The following is a 21,815-nucleotide window of genomic DNA, read 5'->3' as shown; positions in this document are numbered from 1 at the left end:
CGGGTGGATCCGGCGTGGTTCGCGGGCGGGCTGATGACGCTGGACGTCGACGCGGCCGGCGCCGCGGTGGCCGAGCTGGCCGGGGAGCTGGACCTCGATCCGCTGCTGCTGGCCGAGGGGATCTGCGACGTGGCCAACGCCAAGATGGCGCAGGCCATCCGCACGCTGACGGTGGAGCACGGGGTGGAGCCGCGGGAGTTCGCGCTGGTGGCGTTCGGGGGCGCGGGGGCGATGCACGCCGCGTTCATCGCGCGGGAGCTGGGGATCTCCGAGGTGGTGGTGCCGCGGTTCCCGGGGGCGTTCTCGGCCTGGGGGATGCTGGAGGCGGACGTGCGCCGGGATCTGACGTTCCCGTACTTCCGGGCGCAGGACACGCTCGACGGCGCCGACATGTCCGGAAATCTCATGATTTTGCAGGAGGAAGCGCTCGACGCGCTCGCCGGGCAGGGCGTGCCGGAGGAGCGGCGGCGGGTGGAGCACGCCGTGGACATGCGGTACGAGGGCCAGGACTACACGCTCACCATCCCGCTGCGCGACGCCGCCGAACCGGCGGAACCCGGCTTCCCTGCGCGGATCGCCGCCCGTTACGCCGAGGCGCACACCAGCCGGTACGGGCACGCCACGCCGGAGGCGCCGGTGGAGTTCGTCATGCTGCGCAGCACCGGGTTCGGCTCGTTCCCGCGTACCGCCGCCCCGGCCCCCGGCGCGCCCGGCCGCACGGCGCCGGACGTACGGGATGTGATCTTCGACGGGGCGGTGCACCGCACGCCCGTCCTGCGCCGCTCCGCCCTCGACGGCGAGCTGGCCGGGCCCGCGATCGTGGTGGAGGAGACCGCGACCACGGTCGTCCCGCCCGGCTGCCTGGCCACCGTGGACGACAACGGCTTCCTCATCGTGAAGGTGGACAAGTGATCGACCCCGTCACCACCGAGATCATCCGCTGCGCGCTGCTGCAGGCGGCGGAGGACATGAACACCACCCTCATCCGCAGCTCCTACACCCCCGTCATCTACGAGGCCAAGGACTGCGCGGTCGCGCTGCTCGACCGCGACCACAACGTGCTGGGCCAGTCGTCCGGCCTGCCGATCTTCCTGGGCAACCTGGAGGTGTGCACCCGCGAGACCGAGCGCCTGTACGGGCGGGAGGTGTGGCGGGAGGGCGACGTGTGGGTGCTCAACGACTCCTACATAGGCGGCACGCACCTCAACGACGTCACCGTCTACGGGCCGATCTTCGCCGGCGGGGAGCTGGCCGGGTTCGCGGCCTCGCGGGCGCACTGGCTGGACGTCGGCTCCAAGGACCCCGGCGGCTCGATGGACTCCACGTCGATCTTCCAGGAGGGCCTGCGGATGGGCCCGGTGAAGGTGTACGCGGACGGCGCGCCCTGCCGCGACCTGCACGAGTTGATCGCCCGCAACGTACGTTTCCCGCACGCCACGCTCGGCGACATGCGGGCCCAGGTGAGCTGCGCCATGACCGGGCAGCGGCGGCTGAAGGAGATCGTCGACCGGTGGGGCCTGGAGACCGTGATGGCGGCCCGCGACCAGATCTTCGCCCAGACCGAGCGGATGGAGCGGGCGGCCATCGCGGAAATCCCCGACGGGGTCTACGAGGCGTCCGGGTTCCTCGACAACGACGGCATCGACCTGGACACCCCGCTGCCGGTGAACGTGACGGTCTCGGTCTCGGGCGAGTCGATGCACGTGGACCTGACCGACTGCGCCGACCAGGCGCTCGGGCCGGTCAACTGCGGGGCGGCGCAGGCGGTGGCGGCGGTGCGGGTCGGGTACAAGCTGCTGGTCTCCGGTGACGTGCCGCTGAACGGGGGCTCGTTCCGGCCGCTGTCGGTGGAGACGCGGCCCGGGTCGATGCTGGCCGCCGAGTCGCCGGCCGCCTGCCAGTACTACTACTCGCACCTGGGGCTGCTCATCGACCTGGTGGTCAGGGCCCTGGCGCCGGTGCTGCCGGACAAGGCGGCCGCGGCGTCGTACGGGGACTCGATGATCGTGCAGTTCACCGGCACGGACCCGCGGACCGGCAAGCTGTACGTCTCCCAGGAGGCCACCGTCGGCGGCTGGGGCGCGTGGGAGGGCGGCGACGGCGAGACCTGCCTGATCAACAACGTCAACGGGTCGCTGCGGGACATGCCGATCGAGGTGCTGGAGACGCTCTTCCCGGTCCGTGTCACCCGCTACGAGGTGCGGCCGGACACCGGGGGGGCCGGGCGGTGGCGGGGCGGGAACGGGGTGGTGCGCGAGTACGAGTTCTGCGGCGACACCTCGCTGTCGCTGTGGTTCGAGCGCTCGGTCACCCCGGCGTGGGGGCTGGCGGGCGGCGCGGCCGGCGCTCCCCCGCGCGTCACGCTCAACCCCGGGACTGCCGGGGAGCGGGAGATGCTCAAGGTCAACGCGCTGCCGGTCAAGGCCGGGGACGTGCTGCGGTGCGAGTCGGGCGGGGGTGGCGGCTACGGCCCGCCCGAGCTCCGCGAGCCCCGGGCCACGGCCGCCGACCTGGCCCAGGGCATGATCACCCGCTGACCCCGCCCCCGCCACCGGCCGCCCCCGGCCCCGCCTTCGCATGGGGACCGCCCACCCCGTGAGAGCCGCCCGTCCCGTGGAGGCCGCCCGCCATATGAGAGTCGCCCGCCCTGTGGGGGGCGACCGCCCTGTCGGGGGCGCCCGCCACGCGAGAGCCACCCGCTGCCCCGGGGGCTACCGCGGTCCCGGGGGCTTCCCCATCCCGGGGGCTACCGCGGTCCCGGGAGTCCTCGCAGTCCTGGAGTCTCCCGCCGTCCCGGCGCTTTCCCCTGGCGGCGGGGCGGCGGCGCGGTGGCGCGGGCGGTCCATCTCGCGCCACTCGGGGCGCACGGCGGCCAGGCCGGTGGTGAGGGCGTAGGCGGCGCCGCAGGCCAGCAGCACCGGCGCCAGCCCGGCCGCCGTCACCGCCAGCCCGGCCAGCAGCCCGCCCAGCGGGACCCCTGCCCAGGACAGCGAGGTCTGCAGCCCGCCCACCCGGCCCAGCAGGTGGCGCGGCACCCGCTCGTACGAGATCGCCCCCAGGATCGGGTTCAGGAACCCACCGCCGAACCCGCTCACCGCGAACACCGCCACGATCGCCCACACCGGCAGGTCGCCGGCCAGGATCAGGAACCTCGGCGGCCCGGCGACCAGGAACGCCGCGAAGAACACCACCCGGCGCGGCATCCGATGCCCCACCGCCGCCGCGACCAGCCCGCCGCCGACCGCCGTCAGCCCCATCACGCTGCTGTTCAGCCCGAGCAGGACGGTCCCGTGGCCGGACTCCTTGGCCCACACCGGCGCGAGCACCTGGTTGAAGGCGGTGTCGAGCAGGTTCGTGACGGCGACCACGGCCATCAGCGCGAGCAGCAGCGACTGCCCGCGCAGGAACGCCAGCCCCTGCCCCAGCCGCCGCCAGTAGCCCTCCTCCTCCCCCTCGGACGCCGCCGCGCGGTGCCCCATGCCGCGCGGCAGCGCCCACGCCACCGCCAGGGAGCCGAGCGCGAAGCAGCCGGCGCTGAGAACCAGGCTGGGCAGCGGCCCGATGACCGCGACCAGCGCGCCGCCGACGGCCGGCCCCACCATCTGCGCCAGCCGCTCCGTGACGCCCATCAGGCCGGTGGCCCGCTCCAGCGGCAGGCCGGCGTGCCCCGCCGCCTCGGGAACCATGGTCTCCTTGGCCAGGTCGCCCGGCCCGCGAGCGGCGCCGATCACCACGACCAGGGCGATCAGCGCGCCCATCGGCAGCGCGCCCAGCGCGTGCAGCAGGACGACGGCACCGGCGGCCGAGGCGCTCAGCACGTCGGCGGCCCACGAGATCCGGCGTGGCCCCGCCCGGTCGACCAGCGGCCCGGTCAGGGCCCTGACCACCACGTACGGGACCATCTCGGCGAACGCCACCACCCCCGTCCACATCGCGCTGTCCGTGCTGCCCAGCACGAACCAGGGCAGCGCGATGGCCGAAACCCGGGTCCCGGTCAGCGCCACCGCCATGGCCGCCAGCACCCCGGCCATCGGCCGTAAGGAGAGCCCGGTCACGGCTCCTCCTGCGGCTCCGGCAGGACCTGCGTGATGAGCGAGACCCGCGCCGCGCCGTCGGGCGCCGCCTCGCCGGGCACGTCCTGGCGGTAGCGCGCGATCACCTCGCCCAGCTCCTCACGCAACCGCCACGTCTCCTCCGGGGTCAGGCGCAACGCGAACGAGCTGAGGTCCAGCACCCGTCCCCACTCCCCCGGCATGGTCTGCATCTCGTTCACCGCCCGCTGGGTGCGCAGGTTGTACAGGGCGGCGATGGACTGCATGTACGCCAGCACCGCCTCGGGCTCCCGGTCGGCCAGCTCCGCGTCGTTGAGCCGGGTGGACAGGTGCACCGAGCGCCACCAGCGTTCGCGCGCGTTGCCCCGCTCGGCGTCCTCCTCCACGAACCCGGCCGCGCCGAGCCTGCGCAGGTGGTAGCTGGCGGTGCCGGAGTTCACGCCGAGGCGCTCGGCCAGGCGGGTGGCGGTGGACGGGCCGTGCTTGCGCAGCAGGTCCACGAGCTGCACCCGGATGGGGTGGGCCAGCGCCCGCAGCCCCTTGGCATCGAGGACGACGACGTTCTTGTCGGGGTCGGTCATGCCTCGAATCCTAGACCGCAAACAGTTCTTCGCAAAGACTTCTTCGCGAAGAACTGTTTGCAATCAGCCGTCCGCCTCAGAAGCCCGCGCTGCGGGAGCGAGCAGCCACACCGGCCGGATCATCGACGTCGGCGCCATGATCGGCACCCTCGGCGCTCTCCCTTTCGCATGATGAGGGCGGGACGAATATCAGCAGAGCGAAGGCCATATTTCGCGAAACGCGAGGCTCTTTCCCGTCTGCTACGCGAGGATGGGGAGGTGGTACTGCGACGTATGGTCTTATTGGTGACATGTCTGATCGTGGCCGGATTTGCGATCTTGCTTGTGCTTCTCACCTGGGAAGACGCCAACAAAATCGCGACGGCGGTGTCCGCTACGGCGGGACTCGCAGCGGTCGGTGTGGCCGTTTGGGCGGCATTGCCGAGTAGCGCCAAGAGAGTGCGCGTTTCTGGCACCGGAAAGGCGACGGCACGCGCGGGCGGCGTCGCCGTTTCCGGACTTACCGGTCCCCTCACCGCCTCCGGCGGGGTTCTGGAGGTGAACCGGACCGGAGACGCCGAGGCGTCCGGCGGGAAGGCGACCAGCGGGGTCAGCTTGAGCTGACCGGCCGGCCGCTGACAACGGCGCGCGTGGTGACAACATGGACCGCCTCAACAGCACGACGAAACGTACCGGCGCGGCCACGGCGGGCCCCGGCGGCGTAGCCGTCACCGGATCGGTGCACGGCGGGATCAGCATGGGCGCCCCGCTGGTGGCACGGTCCGCCTACCGGCAGCAGGTCCGGCGCATCGCTCCCGAGCGGCTCCTGGACCGCGACGCGGAGCTCGCCGAGCTCGCGGAGTTCTGCCACTCCGGCGGAGGGTTGCCCTACCTGTGGTGGCAGGCTCCGGCGTGGGCCGGCAAGTCAGCGTTGATGTCCTGGTTCGCGCTCAACTCCCCGGACACCGTCACCGTCGTCTCCTTCTTCATCACCGCGCGGTTCGCCGGCCACAACGATCGCATGGCGTTCGTGGACGTGGTGCTCGAACAGCTCAGCGCGGTCGCGGGCGAGCCCCTGCCCGGCTTCCTGACCGAGGCCACGAAGGAGGCGCACCTGCTGGACATGCTGGACGCCGCGGCCGCGGCCTGCGCGCGGCAAGGCCGGCGGCTGGTGCTCGTCGTGGACGGCCTGGACGAGGATCTGGGGGTGACCGTCGGCCCCGACGCGTACAGCGTCGCCGCGCTCCTGCCCGTCCAGCCTCCGGCGAACGTCCGGATCGTGGTCACCGGGCGTCCTCATCCACCTGTTCCATCGGACGTACCGGACAACCACCCGCTGCGGGAGGCCGCCATCGTCCGCCGGCTGGAGATCTCCCCGCACGCCCAGGTGATCATGACGGACGCCGAACGCGAGCTGAAGCGCCTCCTGCACGGCCGGCCCGCGGAGCAGGACCTGCTCGGCCTCGTCGCAGCGGCCGGCGGCGGCCTCAGCGCCGAGGACCTGGCCCAGCTCACCGGCTGGGGCAAATGGGAGGTCGAGCAGCACATGCGGGCGGTGTCCGGCCGCACCTTCGCGCGCCGCGCCAACCGCTGGCAGCCGGGGACCGGCCCGGACGTGTACGTCCTGGCGCACGAGGAGCTGCAGAGCAAGGCCGTGGAGTGCCTCGGCCCGGCCCGGCTGACGGACTACCGGGAGCGCCTGCACAAGTGGGCCGATGGCTACCGAACGCACGCCTGGCCCGCCGACACCCCCGAGTACCTGCTCCGTGGCTACTTCCTGCTCCTGCAGGCCATCGGTGCCCACGACCTGATGCTCGCCTGCGCCTTGGACCAGGTACGCCACGACCGCATGCTGGACGTCACCGGCGGGGACGCCGCGGCGCTGGCCGAGATCGTCACCGTCCAGCACCTCATGCGCGACGCCGAGCCCGACCTGGCCGCGCTGCTCCGGCTGGCCGTGGCACGCGAGCGGCTGACCTCCCGCAACGCCCATCTCCCGGTCGGGCTGCCCGCCTTGTGGGCACGGCTCGGCGACCTCAGGCGCGCCGAGGCGCTGGCCCGCTCCATCGTCGAGCCGGGGCGGCAGGCGGAGGCGTTCAGCCTGCTGCTGCGGGCCGCCGCGGGCGGGCAGGACACCGCCCGGCTGGCCCAGCAGGGCGAGGCCGCGGCCCACCTGGTGACCGACCCCTACCGGCAGGCACAGGCGATGGTGCGGCTGGTGGGGGCGGTGGCCGCGAGCGGCGACTTCGACCGGGCGGAGCGGCTCGTCCATGCCATCGACGACTCCAGCCGGCGGCCCCAGGCCCTGCTGGCGCTCGTACGGGCCGTCGCCACCAGCGGGGACCTCGGCCGGGCGGAGAAGCTGGCCCGTTCCCTCTCCGATCCGGTCTGGCGGACGCGTGCCCTGGTCGACCTGGTGGCGAGCGCCGGCCGGAGCCGACTGCCACTGATCGTCGAGGAGTCGGAGGCGGCCGTGGCCGCCCTCGGCGACGGCCGGCGGTTCGAGGAGTGGGTACGGCTCACGGCGGCGCTGTCCGCCACCGGTGACATCGAGGCGGCCGAGGCGTTCGCGCGGCGCGCCACCTCTCTCCACCTGCACGTGGCGAGCCTCGTCGCGGTGCTCCACGCCGCACCCGGCGACGACCGGGACCGGCTGGACGGGCTGGCGGACCGGGCCATGCGCCTGGCCGAGGTCGATCCCGGCGCGCAGTGGACGCAGCTGCCCGTGACCATCTCCAGCATGGATCGCTACGCGACGGCGCCGGCCGTGAACGCGAACAGCGCGGAGTGGCGAGCCCGGGAGCTGGCCGATCTGGCCGTCGCGGCGGCCGGACGGTGCTCCGCCGACCTGGTACGGAAGATCGCCGGCAGCGCCGAGGCCGTCACCGCCGTCACCGGCACCCCGCTGCAGGAGGAGGAACGGGCCGACCTGGCGGTCGCGCTGGCCCGCATCGGAGACCACGATCGCGCGGCAGCGCTGCTGGGCTCCGTCCACGATCCCGGCACGCGGGCCGGCGTCCTGATGCGGCAGCTCATCGCCGGGGGGCAGGTGGACCCGCGCACAGTGGAGCGGGCGGAGGAGCTGATCGCCGGCGTCCCCGACGGGGCCCGGCAGGCGCGGCTGCTGGTCGAGCTCGCCGGCGCTGCGATCCTGGGCGGGCGGCGGGATCACGCGCGGCGGCTGGCCGAGCGGGCCGAGTCCGTCGCGCGTTCCATCGCGGTGACCGACTGGCACGCCAAGGAACGCGTCGAACGAGCCCTTGTCCGGGCCGCGCTGGCGACGAGGGACTTCCGCCGTGCGGCCGCGCTCGCCGGGTCCGCGTCGTCCGTCCGGCCCAGGGACGCGCTGCTCGCCGAAGTGGCGGCTGCCGCGGCTCGCGGCGGAGATCTCGCCCTGGCCGAAGAGATCGCTCTGCGCATCGCGACCGCGCGGAGCCGCGGGCGCGCCCTCATCGAGCTGCTCAGGGCGGACACCGGCGACCGCACCGCCGACGGTGCCGGGGCCGGTGGCGCGCCGGAGCGGCTGGCCGAGGAGGCCGAGAAGCTGGCCCGTTCCCTGGTCGACCCCCAGCAGCAGGCCGAGATGCTGAGCGCGCTCATGCAGGCGCTGGCGGAGAAGGGGGCGACCGAGCGGGCCCTCGCGGTCACGCGCTGGTTCGCCGATCCGCAGGCGCAGGCACAGGCGCTCACGGCGTTGCTGAACCTGGTGCTCGCCCGCGGCGACCAGCAGATCGTCCGCGCCGTGGTGTCGCACGGCGTGGCCGCCACCCGCTCCATCTCCTCGACGGAGCAGCGGGTCGACGCGCTGATCGAGATCGTACGCGCGGCGGTCCGCGCCGGGGACGCCTACTGGACGGGCGAACTCGCCTGGCAAGCCGAGCAAATGACGCGCTGGATCATCGAGCCCGACCAGCGGGCCAGGTCGCTGACGGCGCTCGTCCGGGTGGTCGCCACCAGCGGGGAACACACGCTGACCGGCCGGTTGACGGCGCGGGTGGAAGCGGCCATAGAGCTCGTCGAAGGCCCGCCCCGCATGGCCCGCGCCCTGATCGAGCTGACGGCGGCGCTCGCCGCCTGCGGGAGCCCGCAGGAGGCGAACCGCCTCGCGGCGAGGGCCGAGTCGGCCCTCGGCTCCGTCGCCGACGCCTACCAGCGGGCCTGCCTGCAAGTCGACCTGATGGAGGCCCTCGCCACCACCACCTGTCAGGCGACGCTCCTGGCGCGGATCGGCCTCGACCCGGAGGGCGCGGCCGGGCCCGGTGCCGGTTCGGCGGTGGTGTCGCCGTGGCGGATCGTCCACCCCGATCAGCGGGCGCGGGCGCTGACGGCGCTGGCGCGGGCCGCCGCCGCACGGGGACACACCGACGCCGCCGTGCGGATCGCCGGCGCCGTCACCGACCCGTACGAGCGGGACCGGGCGCTGACCGGCGCCGCCAGGGCCGCCGCGGCCGGCGGGGACCTCGAACGGGCCGCCGCCTTCACCCGCCACATCAGCGCCGAGAGCCGCGCCGCGCTGCTGCTCGACCTCATGCGGGACGACCCTGCCCGAGCCGGCCGCCTCTCGGGCCGGGCCATGGCCGCCATCCTCGACCTCGCCGACCCCGACCACCGGGCCGAGCTGCTCACGATGTACGCGCAGGCGCTGGCCGCGGCCGGCGACCGCGACGGGGCCGAGGCGGCCGCCCGGACGATCCCCGATGTGCCCACCCGGGCGCGGGCGTTGGCCGGCATCGCCACGCGCGCGGAGCCGGCCGGCGCCCGCCGCCTGGCCGCCGAGATACTCGGCACCGAGGCGTGGACCACGTCCCTGGGCGTGCTCGCGCGGCTGGAGCCGACGATGCTGACCGGGGCCGCCGACGACCTCCTGCGCCCGCGTTGACCGCATGTCCCGCGCGCCGGCCGGGCTTGAGCCGGCACCGCACCGATCACTAGTCTCGTTCGCAGGACCTCGGTGCCGTCTCGCTCGGAGGTACGGTGACACCGGATTCGACCCCCGCCATCGATCACATCTCAGCCGGATACCACCCGGATCCCGCGCTGTCGATGTCCCTGCACGCCGATGCCTACACGGATCCGGCGTGGTTCGGCGTCGACCAACGGGCGATCTTCGCGCGCACGTGGCAGTGGCTGTGCCACGTGGAGAAGCTGCGCGAGCCGGGAGGCTACGTGACCGGCACGGTGGCCGGCATGCCGATCGTCGCCGTCCGGGACGAGGCCGGGACGCTGCGGGCGTTCTACAACGTGTGCAAGCACCGGGCGCATGAGCTGCTGTCCGGCTCCGGTGTCCGGCGCAGCATCGTGTGCCCGTACCACGCCTGGAGCTTCGACCTGACCGGCCGGTTGCGGCGGGCGCGCAACACCGGCGGCATGCCCGGCTTCGACGCCTCCGCGGTGTGCCTGGACCGGATCCAGGTCACCGAGTTCGGCGGCATGGTCTACGTCAACCTCGACCCCGCGGCGGCTCCGCTGTCCGCGCAGGCCGGGGGCCTGGAGGCGGAGATCGGGGCGCGGGCGCCGGACGTGGCCAAGCTGACCCTGGCCCGCCGGCTCACCTACGACATCGCCGCCAACTGGAAGAACGTCGTCGACAACTTCCTGGAGTGCTACCACTGCCACGTGGCCCACAAGGACTTCGTGTCGCTGGTCGACATGAGCACCTATCGGGTCACCACGTACGGGATCTACTCCAGCCACATGGCCCAGGCGGGCCGGGCGGAGAACTCCGCCTACGACGTGTCGGGCGCGACGGTCACCGAGCACGCGGTGTGGTGGCTGTGGCCCAACACCTGCCTGCTGCGCTATCCCGGCCGCGGGAACTTCATGGTGCTGCAGATCATCCCCGACGGTCCGGAGCGGACGCGCGAGACCTGGGACTTCTACCTGGAGACCGCGGAGCCCGACGCGGCCGAGCTCGACAGCATCCGCTACATCGACGAGGTGCTCCAGGTGGAGGACATCGCCCTGGTGGAGAGCGTGCAGCGCGGGATGCGCACCCCGGCGTTCACCCAGGGAAAGATCGTCTATGACCCCGAGGGGTCCGGGTTGTCGGAGCACGCGGTCCATCATTTCCACGGCCTCGTCCTGGACGCGTACCGGCACGAGCTCGAACGGTCATGATGGGCGTGGAGCCGCGGCTCAGCCGGCGGGCGGTGCTGCTGGCCGCGGGCGGGCTGCTCGCGGGTTGCTCCCGGCGGCCCGAGGTCGACCAGGTGCGGCTGCGGCTGGCCACCGGGCCGGCCGGGGCGGTGTACCGGCGCATCGGCGGTTCGCTGGCCGAGCACATCTCCGGGCAGGTGCCGGGCGCCACGGTGAGCACCGTGCCGAGCGGGGCGTCCACCGACAACATCCGGATGTTGCGGGCCGGTGAGGTGCATCTCGGGCTGACGAGCCTGGACGCGCTGATCACCACCGACGGCAGCGCGCCCGAGGGCCTCTCGGCGATCTGCCGGCTGTACGACAGCCACCTGCACCTCGTGGTCATGGCCGGTTCGGCGATCGACGAGTTACGGGACCTGGAGGGCAAGCGCATCTCCCTGGGCGCCCGCGACTCCGGCACCGAGTTCACCTCGATGCGGGTTCTTCAGCTCGGCGTCGTGGACGCCGACGGACGATACCTCAGCCAGGCCGCGTCGGCGGCGGCGCTGCGCGACGGCGAGATCGACGCGATGTTCTCCCTGACCGGCGTTCCGACGCCCGCCATCACGGAGCTGGCGCAGCGGCACCCGATCCGGCTGATCCCGCTGGAGGCGCAGGCGGACGCGCTCTTCGCCGCGTTCCCGGGCCCCTACACCCCGGCCATGATCCCCGCGACCGCCTACGCCGGCGCCCCGGCCACCCGCACCATCGCCGTGCCGAACGTGCTGCTCGCGCGCAACGACCTGCCCGACGACCTGGTCCACGCCATCACTGACACGATCTTCACGCACGCCGGCACGATCACCTCCGGCGGCCGTGACGAGGCCGAGGCCGGTCCCGAGGCCGTTCCCGAAGCGTGGCAGATCAACGTGCGCACCGGGATCGCCACCGCGTCGATCCCGCTCCACCCGGGCGCGGCCGCCTGGTTCCGCGACCGCAAGCGCTGACCCGGGCGCGGCCGCGTGGTTCCGTGACCGCAAGCGCTGACCCGGGCGCCGGAAGTCAGGACGGCGTCGGAGCCGGCGTGCCGGGCGACGACGTCACGTGGGGCACGACCGGCAGGGCGACGACCGCGGCGAATCCGTGCCCGGACCCGTCCGGACGCGGCAGGCCCTCCTCCAGCCGCAGCTCGCCGCCGGCGGCCCCGACCAGGTCGGCGCAGATCGCCAGGCCCAGGCCGGTCCCGGACACGTTCTGGTGCCGCGGCGAGCGCCAGAACCGGCCCAGCGCCTGGGCCCGCTCGGACGCGTCGATCCCCTGGCCGTCGTCACGGACCGCGATCGTGACCACGCCCCCGGGAGCGGGCTCGGCCTCCGCGCCATGGGTGAGGACGCGGGCGGTCACCTCCACCACCTGCGCGTCCGACAGCCGTAACGCGTTGCTGATCAGCTCGTCCAGGATGCTGCCCAGCCCGCCCGTCGGCTCCAGCAGCCGCAACCCCGGCGGCACGTCGACCGTCAGCGTCTGCCCCGCCGTCGCCGTCAACGCCCGCCACCGGTCCACCCGCGTCGCCAGCACCGCGTCGAGGTCCACCGGCGACGCCGTGCGGATGCTCTCCATCCGCGCGCTGGCCTGCAGCGAGTTCAGCAACCGCTGCATCGCCTTCAGCTCGTCCACCGCCACGTCGAACACCTGCCGCCCGTTCCCCGCCGCGCGCAGATGCGGTTCCAGGCTCTCCACCGCGAGCCGGAGGCTGGTCAGCGGGTTGCGCAACTGGTGCGAGGCGTCGGACACGAAGGCCCGCTGCCGCTGCACGGCGTTCTCGACCGCGTCCATCATGGTGTTGAACGACTCCGCCAGCCGCCGCAGCTCGACCGGGCCGGCCTCGGCGTCCGCCCGGATGGTGAGGTCGCCCTGGGAGATCCGCGAGCTCGCCGCGTCCAGCTCCCGCACCGGTCGCAGCACCCACGCCGACACCGGCCAGGCGACGGCCACCAGCGCGACCAGCGGCAGCAGCCCCAGTCCGGCGAGCTGGGCCCACCGCAGGAGGATGCGGTGGCGCGTCTTCGACAGGTCGGAGATCGTCACGACGGCGCCGATGACCTCGCTGTCACGGCCCACCGGCTCGGCGACCACGAGCGCGGAGCCGTCCCACGGCGCCCATTCCCCGGACGGTTCGGGGCGCGCCCCGGCCAGCGCCGCCGTCACGATCCGGGGCAGCGCCGGCTCGCCGCGCGCCGCCTCCTGGTAGGCGCGCGTCGGCCCGAGCAGCACCGCGCCGGAGGTGTCGATCACCGCGACCGGGATGCCGTACAGGTCGTGGTAGCGCGCCAGCTCCTGCTGCAGCGCCTCGGTCCGCCCGGTCGTCAGCGCGGTCTCGGCCAGCGACGCGAACCGGCCCACGTCGTTGAGCCGGTCGACGTACGTCTCCTGCATCTCCCGCTCGGCCACGGTGACGCTGAGCGGCACCCCGAGCGCCGCGACGAGCAGCACCGCGAGGGGCACCAGGACGACGAGCAGGCGGCGGTGCACGGCGGGTCAGCCGATCAGCTCCGGCCGGTCGGCCAGGAGCCGATAGCCGACCCCGTGGATCGTGCGGATGAGCACGGCCGGTCCGATCTTGTTCCGTAACGCCGCGATGTGGGTGTCCAGGGTGCGGCTGGAGGACTCCCAGGTCGCGCCCCAGATCTGGTCGAGGATGACGTCGCGGCTGACGACGTTCGGCGCTCGTCGGGCCAGCAGCAGGAGCAGCTCGAACTCCTTGCGGGTGAGCGTCACGGGGGTGCCGTCGACGGTGACCTCGCGGGTGCCGACGCCGATCCGCATCGGGCCGAGGACGAGGGGCTCGTCGGGGTGGCTCAGGGCGCGGGCCACGCGGGTGCGCCGCAGGACGGCGTCGATCCGGGCCAGCAGCTCCGGGATGCCGAACGGCTTGACGATGTAGTCGTCGGCGCCGGCGCGTAGGCCGCGTACGCGCTCGTGCTCCTCCGAGCGGGCCGTCACGGCGATGACGGCGGTCTCCGGGCGGTCGCGCAGCCTGCGGATCACGTCGAGCCCGTCGCCGTCGGGCAGCCCCAGGTCGACGAGGACCACGTCGGAGGGCGCGGCCCGCACGGCCTCCGCGGCGGTGGCGAGGCGGTGGACCTCGAAACCCGCCTGTGCCAGGACGGTCACCAGACCCCGCGCCACGCGGTCGTCATCCTCGATGATGGTGATCCGCATACCGGATTGTACGGCCCGGACCGATCCTCGTGTTAGCCCTTCACTTCTTGGGATTTCTCTGACATCCGGCGCATTCCTTGGGATTCCTCTGACACCATCCGCGTCCCTGTCAGCCCAGACTGAGGCCGCGCACTCACCGACGAATGCGAATGTGATGACGAGGAGGCCGCGACATGACCACGACCAGCAGGTACCGGGCCGCTGCGCGGATGATCACCGCGATCGGCGTTGTTTCGCTCGCCGCCGCCTGTGCCGGCAACGGTGGCGGCGCCCCCGCAGGTGGCGGCACCCCGGCCGGCGGCGGCTATCCGGAGCAGAACATCACGTTCGTCGTGCCGTTCAGCGCGGGCGGCCCGACGGACACCGTCACCCGCATGATCGCCGAACCGATGGCCGCCAAGCTCGGCGGCAAGATCGTCGTCCAGAACGTCGAGGGCGCGGGCGGCACCGTCGGCGCCGGCGAGGTCGCGCGGGCCGAGCCCAACGGCTACACCGTGCTCATGCACCACATCGGCATGTCCACGGCGCCCGCCCTCTACCAGAACCTGGGCTACAAGCCGCTCGAGAGCTTCGACATGGTCGGGCTCGTCACCGAGGTGCCGATGACGATCGTCGCCCGCAAGGACTTCGAGCCCAAGACGCTCCAGGACCTCGTCACCTACGTGAAGGCGAACGCCGGCAAGGTCACGCTGGCCAACGCCGGCATCGGCGCCGCCTCCCACCTGTGCGGCCTGCTGTTCCAGACCGCCGCCGGCGTCAAGCTCCAGGAGGTCCCCTACGAAGGCACCGGCCCCGCGCTCACCGACCTCGTCGGCGGCCAGGTCGACTTCATGTGCGACCAGACCACCAACACCAGCGGCCAGATCGCCGCGGGCGAGGTGAAGGCGTACGCGGTCACCACGCCGGAGCGGGTGAAGAGCCTGCCCGACCTGCCCACCACGACCGAGGCCGGGCTGCCCAAGCTCCAGGTCAGCGTGTGGCACGGTCTCTACGTCCCGAAGGGCACGCCGCCGGACGTCGTCCAGAAGCTGACCGAGGCGCTGAAGACGGCGCTGGCCGACCAGAAGGTGATCGACCAGATGGCCAAGCTCGGCACCGCGCCGGTCCCGGCCGAGAGCGCGACCCCGCAGGCGCACCGGGCCAAGCTCGAGGAGCAGCTCGGCACCTGGGCGAAGGTCATCGCCGACGCCGGCGTCAAGGCCTCCTGAGGTGGAGCGCCGCCGGTCGTTCCCGGACGTCCTCGCCGGGGCGATCTTCATCCTGATCGGTGGCGCGTTCGTGGCGGGGTCGCTCGGCTACGAGCTGGGCACCCCGCTGCGGATGGGCCCCGGCGCCTTCCCGCTGCTGGTCGGCGCGATCGTGGCCGCCCTGGGCCTGGCGATCGTGGTCAAGGGGCTCATCGCGGGCGAGGTGATCGCGTTCGGGCCGATCCCCTGGCGCGCGGTCGCCGTCATCGTGCTCGCCGTCCTGTTCTTCGGATTCACCGTACGGGGCCTCGGGTTCGTACCGGCGTCGGCCGTGACCGCCCTGCTCACCACGCTGGCCAGCACGCGCGTCCGGCCGCTGGCGGCCGTGTCCGTGGCGGCCGGGCTGACCGTGGCCGCCACGCTCATCTTCGTCGTCGGACTTCAGCTGCGGATCCCGCTATGGGGCCCGTGGCTGGGGTTCTGACGCGGCATCCGGAATGAGGCATGGAACTTCTCGACAACCTCGCCCTGGGCTTCTCCACCGCCCTCCTGGTCCAGAACGTCCTCTACTGCTTCGTGGGCGTGCTGCTCGGCACGATGGTCGGCGTGCTGCCCGGCATCGGGCCGACGGCGACGGTGGCGATGCTGCTGCCGATCACGTTCAGCTTCGAGCCGGTGACGGCACTGATCATGCTGGCCGGCATCTACTACGGCGCGCAGTACGGCGGCTCGACGACCGCCATCCTGATCAACCTGCCCGGTGAGTCGTCGGCGGCGGTCACCGCGCTGGACGGGCACGAGATGGCCCGGCAGGGCCGGGCCGGCGCGGCGCTGGCCGCCGCCGCGATCGGGTCCTTCATCGCCGGCACGGTGGCCACCGTCGCGCTGGCCGTCGCGGCCCCGCCGCTGGCCCGCATCGCGTTGCGGTTCGGCCCGGCCGAGTACTTCGCGCTGGTGCTGTTCGGCCTCATCGTGTCGATCGCGCTGGCCCGTGGCACGGCGCTCAAGGCCCTGGCGATGATCGCCCTCGGCGTGCTGCTCGGCACGGTCGGCCAGGACCTCTACACCGGCACTCCCCGGTTCGTGTTCGACCAGCGCGAGCTGTACGGCGGCATCGACTTCGTCTCGGTCGCCGTGGGCATGTTCGGGGTGGCCGAGATCCTGCGCAACCTGGAGAACGAGCACACCCGCACGGCGATCGTCGGCAGGGTGACGAACCTCTGGCCGACCCGCGAGGACCGGCGCCGGATGGTCGGCCCGATCCTGCGGGGCACCGGTCTGGGCGCCGCGCTCGGCGTGCTGCCCGGCGGCGGCCACGTGCTGGCCTCGTTCACCTCCTACGCCGTGGAGAAGCGGATCTCGAAGCGGCGGCAGGAGTTCGGGCACGGCGCGATCGAGGGCGTCGCCGGCCCCGAGTCGGCGAACAACGCCGCCGCGCAGACGTCGTTCATCCCGCTGCTCACCCTGGGCCTGCCCGCCCACCCGGTCATGGCGCTGATGGTCGGCGCGTTCATCGTCCACGGCATCACCCCCGGCCCGAACGTCCTCACCGACGAGCCGGAGCTGTTCTGGGGCCTGATCGCGTCGATGTGGATCGGGAACGTGCTGCTGGTGCTGCTGAACCTGCCGCTGATCGGGGTCTGGGTGCGCATGCTGCGGATCCCGTACCAGGTGCTGTTCCCGATGATCATCCTGTTCGCGTCGATCGGGACGTACTCGCTGGGGTTCAACGCGTACGACGTCTACGCGATCGTCTTCTTCGGGGTCCTGGGCTACATCCTGATCAAGTGCGGCTGCGAGCCGGCGCCGCTGCTGCTCGGCTTCGTCCTCGGGCCCCTGCTGGAGGAGAACCTGCGGCGGGCGCTCATCATCTCCCGCGGCGACCCGTCGGTCTTCCTGACCCGGCCGATCTCCGCGGCGCTCCTGGCCCTGGCCGTGGCGGCGCTCGTCGTCGCCGTCCTGCCGACGATCCGCCGGCGCCGTGAGGTGGTGTTCGCCGAGGACGAATAGGCGGCCCGGCGCCCGGCCCGCGCCGGGCGCCGTCGGCCCTGCAGTGTTCTCCTGCATGAGATCGCCCTCCCGCCGGTGGCCTTCGGGGAGGGGCTGGCGCGTACCCGGTCCAGGAACGCGTGGCGCTGGAGGAGTTCACCGCGCTTCTGCCCCGGAGACCGTGGTCATGGTGCGCGTGTGGCCGCCGGCCCCGAGTAGCGAAGGCAGGACGCGCTCCAGGTGACCACGCGAGACCATGGGTCGTAGGACCAACGGCCGATCCGCGCGTACCCGCCGGTCAGGCACACTGCTCGGCGTGCGTTCCCCCTCTCCACCCCGCAACCCGGCCGTGCGGCCCTTCCTCGTCGGCATGTTCGTCGACGCCCTCGGCAACGGCCTGTACGTCCCGCTGACCCTGCTGTTCATCCAGCAGGTGACCGGACTGCCCGCCACCACGGTCGGACTCGGGGTGACCCTGGCGGCCACGCTCGGCCTGGCGGCGAACCCGCTGGCCGGGGTGCTCATCGACCGGTTCGACGCGCGTACCGTGCTGGTCGGCACGTATGTGATCCGCGCGCTCGGCTTCGCCCTCTACCCCCTGGTGGACGCCTTCGGCCCGCTCGTCGCGATCGCCGCCGTCATCTCGGCCGGGGACCGTGCCTTCTACCCCGCCTCGGGCAGCTACGTGGCGGCGCTCACCGAGGGCGGCGGCCGGGACCGGCTGTACGCGATGCAGGCCACGGCCCGCAACGTCGCCTTCGGCCTGGGCGGCCTGCTGTCGGCCTCGGCCCTGTCACTGGCGGGCGGGATCGGGTTCACGCTGATCGCCGTGCTCAACGCGGCCAGCTTCGTCGTGTCCGCCGCCTGCTTGCTCCTGCCCGGCGGCCGGGTCGTGGGCGCGCGCCGCAAGGGGGACAGGCCGGGCGGTTACCGGCAGGTCCTGACCGACCGGCCGTTCATGGGCCTGGTGGCGGTCGAGCAGGCGTTCACCCTGACCCGCCTGATCCTCTCGGTGGGGCTCCCGCTGTACGCCGTATCGGCGCTCGGCGCCCCGCCTGCCCTGCTGGGCATCCTCTACACGATCAACACGCTGCTCGTGGCGGCCGGGCAACTCCCGGTGCGCCGCCTGCAGCGGCACGCCCGCCGGACCCACGCGATGGCACTGGCCGGCGGCGTGTTCGTCCTCGCCTGCGCCCTGTACGCCGCCGCCGCGTTCCTCCCCGCCGGCATCCCCATGATCGCCGCCCTGGTGACCGCCACCCTCGTCTTCACCCTCGCCGAGTTGCTCCACGCGACCCCGAGCGCCTCCCTGGCCGCCGGCACCGCTCCCGCCGCGCTGCGCGGGCGCTACCTGGCCGTCCACCAGATGACCTGGTCGGTGGGCCAGGTCATCGCCCCGGCCGGCTTCGCCGGTCTGATCGCCGTCTCCCCGGCCCTGTTGTGGGTAGCGCTGGCCGCCCTGCTGGGCCTGGCCGGCGTGGGCATGCTGCGCCTGTCCGCCCACCTGCCCGCTTCCGCCGTCACCGCACCCGAGCCCAACCCCGGCCACCAGCGGCTGCCCGACAATGACCGGGCATGACCGGGCATGACCGGGCATGATGGACGGCCGGCCGGCTACAGGTCCAGGCGGGCGGGCCGCCAGGTCCGTCCCGAGCGCGGCGAGCTGCTCCTCCGCCACCGCCCTGGCCTCGTGGGAGTGCCCGTCACCGGGACGACGACCTCCCGGCGGAACCACCCTGCTGTCCATCCTGGCCGGCTACCTCGGCTGCACGCGGATCACCCGGCGCTCCAGAACACATCGATGCCCTCGCCGAGCGCTGTCGCGGACGGGAGTCCATCCCTTGGTCACGATCCAGGGGCGCGGGAACAGCGCGGAGGGCTCACCGAGGCGCTGCGGGACGGGAGCCGGCGGCGGCAGCCGCGGGGCGAGGACGGGCAGCCAGGTGTGCTCATTGCGCAGCAGCTCGTCTGGGGACCGCGTCGCCCAGGGCAACTGGACGGAGAGGTCGTCGACGACCCGCCACAGCTGGTTGTTGCGCTCCGCGTGCCCAGGAGAGCACCGGCTACGGCAGGCGGGCGTGCTCGGCGCGGCTGGCGGAGATGCGCCGGACGGCGAGCGCGCGGGCCTGCTCAGTGTCGTGGCCGGTGAGCCGGGCGAGGATCGACGCGAGCGGCCTGGCCTGGCCGTGCCCTCCCCAGTGGCCCTCGGGGATCTCGGTGGGGAACACCCAGATCCGGCCGGCATCGCGCGGCCAGGCGCCGTTCTCGGCGTCCAGGATGGCCTCGGTGACGTCGGCGATGACGCCCGCCCGCGCCTTCTCGTCGAGCTGCCCCTCGGGGACAGAAGGGACGACCTTGTAGCGCGGTGCGTCCGCGGGCGATCCACCGACGTAGACGGCGGCAGGCCGGTGCAGGAAAAGCCAGGAGACGCCGCGGGTCACCGGGTCGGCGGGGTCGAATCCCTCGTAGCGGATCAGGATCTCGGTGATCCGGTTCAGCAGCGCTGCCTCAGCGTCAGGCTGGAGCGCGCCGTCGGGGATGTACACGTCGAGCATGGGCATGGCCCGCCTCCTGAATCCATTTCTCAACTCAGCGCCGGGGAGCCTACGAACGCTGGATGGAGATTGTCAACCCAGGTGGATACGATCGGCCCGTGGAGATACGGCGGATCGACCCGGTGAACTGTTCGGTGGCCCGCGCCCTCGCGGTGGTGGGCGAACGCTGGTCGCTGCTGATCGTGCGCGAGGCACTGGACGGCGCACGCCGGTTCGGGGAGTTCCGGGCCCGCCTCGGCATAGCAAGCAACCTTCTGGCCGCCAGGCTCGACACCCTCGTGACCGCCGGAGTGATGCGACGCGTCCCCTACCAGGACCCCGGCGACCGGCAGCGCTTCGAATACCACCTCACTGAGCAGGGCCATGCCCTGCGGCCCACGCTGGTTGCCTTGCTGGAATGGGGTGACAGGTACCTCGCGGACCCACAGGGGCCGTCGGTCATCGTCCGGCACAAGCTCGCCGACGATGGCACCGCGTGCGAGGAGCCGGTGCGGGTCGTTCTCGAATGCGCTGCGGGGCACACCCGACTGCCTTCGCAAGGCGTCTACCGCGCGCCCGGACCAGGCGCCCGCTTCCTGGACCCCGCCGGTCCCGGCACCGCCAAGGGATCCGCTGTCGCTGAGCCACTTCCCGGCCGTGGCGCGCCATGAGCACATCAGCACGGGCAGCCGGAGAGCTCCGCGCCGCCCGGCCCTCGATCAGCCGAGCCATCGCGCGGCTCCAGGCCGGCCTGCGGTACGGCGGCCAGGACAGGGCTGGCCAGGATGTGCGCGCGCTCCAGGTGCCGCCGGCGCTGCCTGACAAGTCATCCAGGGTCGTCAGGCACGTTGGTTACCTGCGAAAGCCCCTCACACGGATCTCGCTCAGGCCCGGCTTGTACCAAGTGGATGCTGCGCCAGCACGCGGGAGACCATCGTCTCGGCGGGCCTGCCGAGCACCTGTTCCAAGTCGGGAGTCTGCTTCTCCATGGCGCCGGCTCTCACCTGCGCATTGAGCCGGCTCATGGGTCCAGGGGTGATGTCCGGCACTTCGCGGTAGGTCACGCCGAGCGCCTCGGCCACCTCCGGGTGACTCCACAGCGGGCCGGTGAAATCGTAGGCCTGGCCTAGATGTTCCTCGCCGGTCAGCACGTTGGCCGCCGCCTCGGCCAGATCGGACCGAAAGGCGGTGTTCAGTCCTCGGCCCCCGGTGCTACCGGTCAGCTCTCCGCCGGAGATCCGCGGGACGAAAGCTTCGCCGTAGAAGGGGTGACGCAGGATCGTGTACGGCAGTCCGCTGCGGAGTATGGCCTGCTCTGTGGCGTGGTGGGCCTCCGTCATCCCGGTGGCGACAGTGTCGGCCCCCAGAAAGCTGGTGTAGACGATCGCGCCGACGCCCGCCTTCGCGGCGGCGGCGACCGCGGCCAGGTGGTGGCCGATCCGGCGGGCGGGGTCGAGTTCTGGAGAGGAGATCAGGAGCAGGCGGGTGGCACCGTCGAAGGCTTCAAGCAGACTCGCCGGGTCGTCGTAGTCGCCCCGCCTGACCGCGACACCTTCAGGGGCCCGTCCGGGGTCACGTACCGCGGCCACCACCTCTGCCCGGGTTCGCAGCTGGTCAACGACGAGGCGGCCGAGTGCACCCGACGCGGCCGAGATAACGATCATGGGACTCCCTCCAAAGACAGCTCACAGTGAAGCGCCGATGAGCAGCCAGAGGCCACTCGTTTTCCTCCCTCGGCGGTGAACTGGTGATAGGCGGCGATGACGACACCGCGGGTGATCCGGAGGTCCGCGGCGAGTGCCCGGGACAACGGCAGCCGGACGCCGGGGCGCAACCGGCCCGCCCTGATGGCATCCCGCAGGCTCCGCTCCAGCTCAAGTGACGGGCTCGGACGCGACCGTCTTCGGTGGCGGTGAAACGCATGAGCAGTCCGCCCAGGCTGCGGGAAGTGCGCAGACGGGTGACGGGGGGTGAACGTCGCGGCACAGCACGCGGGCGGCCTCAGCGACGGCTGTGCGCCAGTCGCCGACGTGGTGCGGCATGCGAAGGACAGGACCAGGTCGAAGCGCTGGCCCTCGAACGGCAGCGCGGTGGCGTCGGCCTGACTGGCGCTCGCCCGGCCGTCGAAGTTTCCCGCCCCGATTTCGAGCATTTCACCGGTTACCGGTGCGCTGTTCAGCACCCAGGTCACCATCC

General features: G+C 72.9%; 18 protein-coding genes. 11 read left to right on the top strand and 7 right to left on the bottom strand.

The features are described from left to right. Positions 1–912, top strand: a 912-nt coding sequence (locus ACTWPW_RS41980) for a hydantoinase/oxoprolinase family protein (RefSeq protein WP_443171956.1), incomplete at its 5' end; no start/stop codon positions are given. Further along, positions 909–2,537, top strand: a complete 1,629-nt coding sequence (locus ACTWPW_RS41975; protein ID WP_443171955.1) for a hydantoinase B/oxoprolinase family protein — start codon at positions 909–911, stop codon at positions 2,535–2,537. The genes ACTWPW_RS41980 and ACTWPW_RS41975, both read left to right, overlap by 4 nt. 174 nt (positions 2,538–2,711) lie before the next feature. Here ACTWPW_RS41975 and ACTWPW_RS41970 read toward each other — a convergent pair whose 3' ends face one another. Both ACTWPW_RS41970 and ACTWPW_RS41965 read right to left on the bottom strand, forming a co-directional pair. Further along, entirely contained in the window at positions 2,712–4,055 is a 1,344-nt protein-coding gene (locus ACTWPW_RS41970; protein ID WP_375117146.1) for an MFS transporter, read from the bottom strand. Continuing rightward, positions 4,052–4,633, bottom strand: a complete 582-nt coding sequence (locus tag ACTWPW_RS41965; RefSeq protein ID WP_375117145.1) for an ArsR/SmtB family transcription factor — start codon at positions 4,631–4,633, stop codon at positions 4,052–4,054. Before ACTWPW_RS41965 ends, ACTWPW_RS41970 begins: the two co-directional genes overlap by 4 nt. A 285-nt stretch (positions 4,634–4,918) precedes the next feature. Between ACTWPW_RS41965 and ACTWPW_RS41960 the strand changes: the two genes are divergently transcribed. The 4 genes from ACTWPW_RS41960 to ACTWPW_RS41945 all read left to right on the top strand — a co-directional run bounded on the left by ACTWPW_RS41960 (position 4,919) and on the right by ACTWPW_RS41945 (position 11,694). After that, positions 4,919–5,236, top strand: a complete 318-nt coding sequence (locus ACTWPW_RS41960; protein WP_443171954.1) for a hypothetical protein — start codon at positions 4,919–4,921, stop codon at positions 5,234–5,236. A gap of 37 nt (positions 5,237–5,273) precedes the next feature. Continuing rightward, positions 5,274–9,491: a hypothetical protein gene (locus ACTWPW_RS41955; protein WP_443171953.1), complete on the top strand. Its 4,218-nt coding sequence runs from the start codon at positions 5,274–5,276 to the stop codon at positions 9,489–9,491. Between the two features lie 95 nt (positions 9,492–9,586). Next, on the top strand, positions 9,587–10,729 hold the full coding sequence (locus ACTWPW_RS41950; RefSeq protein WP_443171952.1) for an aromatic ring-hydroxylating oxygenase subunit alpha: 1,143 nt from the start codon (positions 9,587–9,589) through the stop codon (positions 10,727–10,729). Then, a complete protein-coding gene (locus tag ACTWPW_RS41945; protein WP_443171960.1) occupies positions 10,729–11,694 on the top strand; it encodes a TAXI family TRAP transporter solute-binding subunit in 966 nt (321 codons plus the stop codon). Before ACTWPW_RS41950 ends, ACTWPW_RS41945 begins: the two co-directional genes overlap by 1 nt. 55 nt (positions 11,695–11,749) lie before the next feature. On the opposite strand, the gene ACTWPW_RS41940 is transcribed toward ACTWPW_RS41945, so the two are convergent. Then, positions 11,750–13,219 carry an ATP-binding protein gene (locus ACTWPW_RS41940; protein ID WP_443171951.1) on the bottom strand — a complete coding sequence of 490 codons (1,470 nt, stop codon included), beginning with the start codon at positions 13,217–13,219 and terminating at the stop codon, positions 11,750–11,752. A gap of 6 nt (positions 13,220–13,225) precedes the next feature. After that, positions 13,226–13,909, bottom strand: a complete 684-nt coding sequence (locus tag ACTWPW_RS41935; protein WP_375117139.1) for a response regulator transcription factor — start codon at positions 13,907–13,909, stop codon at positions 13,226–13,228. A 173-nt stretch (positions 13,910–14,082) separates the two neighbouring features. On the opposite strand from ACTWPW_RS41935, the gene ACTWPW_RS41930 reads away from it, so the two are divergent. The 4 genes from ACTWPW_RS41930 to ACTWPW_RS41915 all read left to right on the top strand — a co-directional run bounded on the left by ACTWPW_RS41930 (position 14,083) and on the right by ACTWPW_RS41915 (position 18,664). After that, on the top strand, positions 14,083–15,117 hold the full coding sequence (locus ACTWPW_RS41930; protein ID WP_375117138.1) for a tripartite tricarboxylate transporter substrate-binding protein: 1,035 nt from the start codon (positions 14,083–14,085) through the stop codon (positions 15,115–15,117). Position 15,118: 1 nt separating this feature from the next. Beyond that, complete coding sequence (locus ACTWPW_RS41925) at positions 15,119–15,580, top strand: tripartite tricarboxylate transporter TctB family protein (protein ID WP_375117137.1); 462 nt, start codon at positions 15,119–15,121, stop codon at positions 15,578–15,580. A gap of 20 nt (positions 15,581–15,600) precedes the next feature. Then, positions 15,601–17,106 (top strand): tripartite tricarboxylate transporter permease, encoded by a 1,506-nt coding sequence (locus tag ACTWPW_RS41920; RefSeq protein ID WP_375117136.1) that lies wholly within the window; start codon positions 15,601–15,603, stop codon positions 17,104–17,106. 295 nt (positions 17,107–17,401) lie between these two features. Further along, complete coding sequence (locus ACTWPW_RS41915; RefSeq protein WP_443171950.1) at positions 17,402–18,664, top strand: MFS transporter; 1,263 nt, start codon at positions 17,402–17,404, stop codon at positions 18,662–18,664. A 484-nt stretch (positions 18,665–19,148) separates the two neighbouring features. On the opposite strand, the gene ACTWPW_RS41910 is transcribed toward ACTWPW_RS41915, so the two are convergent. After that, positions 19,149–19,646, bottom strand: coding sequence for a hypothetical protein (locus ACTWPW_RS41910; protein ID WP_443171949.1), 498 nt, complete (start codon positions 19,644–19,646; stop codon positions 19,149–19,151). A 92-nt stretch (positions 19,647–19,738) separates the two neighbouring features. On the opposite strand from ACTWPW_RS41910, the gene ACTWPW_RS41905 reads away from it, so the two are divergent. Further along, a complete protein-coding gene (locus ACTWPW_RS41905) occupies positions 19,739–20,290 on the top strand; it encodes a winged helix-turn-helix transcriptional regulator (RefSeq protein ID WP_375117133.1) in 552 nt (183 codons plus the stop codon). Positions 20,291–20,503: 213 nt separating this feature from the next. Here the strand turns inward: ACTWPW_RS41905 and ACTWPW_RS41900 are convergent, their stop codons facing one another. Together ACTWPW_RS41900 and ACTWPW_RS41895 are read right to left on the bottom strand one after the other, a co-directional pair. Next, positions 20,504–21,283 carry an NAD(P)H-binding protein gene (locus ACTWPW_RS41900; RefSeq protein ID WP_443171948.1) on the bottom strand — a complete coding sequence of 260 codons (780 nt, stop codon included), beginning with the start codon at positions 21,281–21,283 and terminating at the stop codon, positions 20,504–20,506. Then, the gene (locus ACTWPW_RS41895) at positions 21,280–21,801 is read right to left on the bottom strand and encodes a GntR family transcriptional regulator (RefSeq protein ID WP_443171947.1); all 522 of its coding nucleotides are present in this window, start codon (positions 21,799–21,801) and stop codon (positions 21,280–21,282) included. The genes ACTWPW_RS41900 and ACTWPW_RS41895 overlap by 4 nt, the downstream gene beginning before the upstream one ends. Between the last annotated feature and the right edge of the window lie 14 nt (positions 21,802–21,815).

It is taken from the genome of Nonomuraea sp. KM90, from assembly GCF_052246675.1.
Lineage (GTDB): Bacteria > Actinomycetota > Actinomycetes > Streptosporangiales > Streptosporangiaceae > Nonomuraea.
This window is presented reverse-complemented; position numbering and strand designations above follow the sequence as displayed.

Excerpts from the sequence above, each read along its gene's own strand:
- ACTWPW_RS41965 (WP_375117145.1), bottom strand. The coding sequence starts at position 4,633 with ATGACCGACCCCGACAAGAACGTCGTCGTCCTCGATGCCAAGGGGCTG.
- ACTWPW_RS41955 (WP_443171953.1), top strand. The coding sequence starts at position 5,274 with ATGGACCGCCTCAACAGCACGACGAAACGTACCGGCGCGGCCACGGCG.
- ACTWPW_RS41945 (WP_443171960.1), top strand. The coding sequence starts at position 10,729 with ATGGGCGTGGAGCCGCGGCTCAGCCGGCGGGCGGTGCTGCTGGCCGCG.
- ACTWPW_RS41935 (WP_375117139.1), bottom strand. The coding sequence starts at position 13,909 with ATGCGGATCACCATCATCGAGGATGACGACCGCGTGGCGCGGGGTCTG.
- ACTWPW_RS41930 (WP_375117138.1), top strand. The coding sequence starts at position 14,083 with ATGACCACGACCAGCAGGTACCGGGCCGCTGCGCGGATGATCACCGCG.
- ACTWPW_RS41920 (WP_375117136.1), top strand. The coding sequence starts at position 15,601 with ATGGAACTTCTCGACAACCTCGCCCTGGGCTTCTCCACCGCCCTCCTG.
- ACTWPW_RS41910 (WP_443171949.1), bottom strand. The coding sequence starts at position 19,646 with ATGCCCATGCTCGACGTGTACATCCCCGACGGCGCGCTCCAGCCTGAC.
- ACTWPW_RS41900 (WP_443171948.1), bottom strand. The coding sequence starts at position 21,283 with ATGATCGTTATCTCGGCCGCGTCGGGTGCACTCGGCCGCCTCGTCGTT.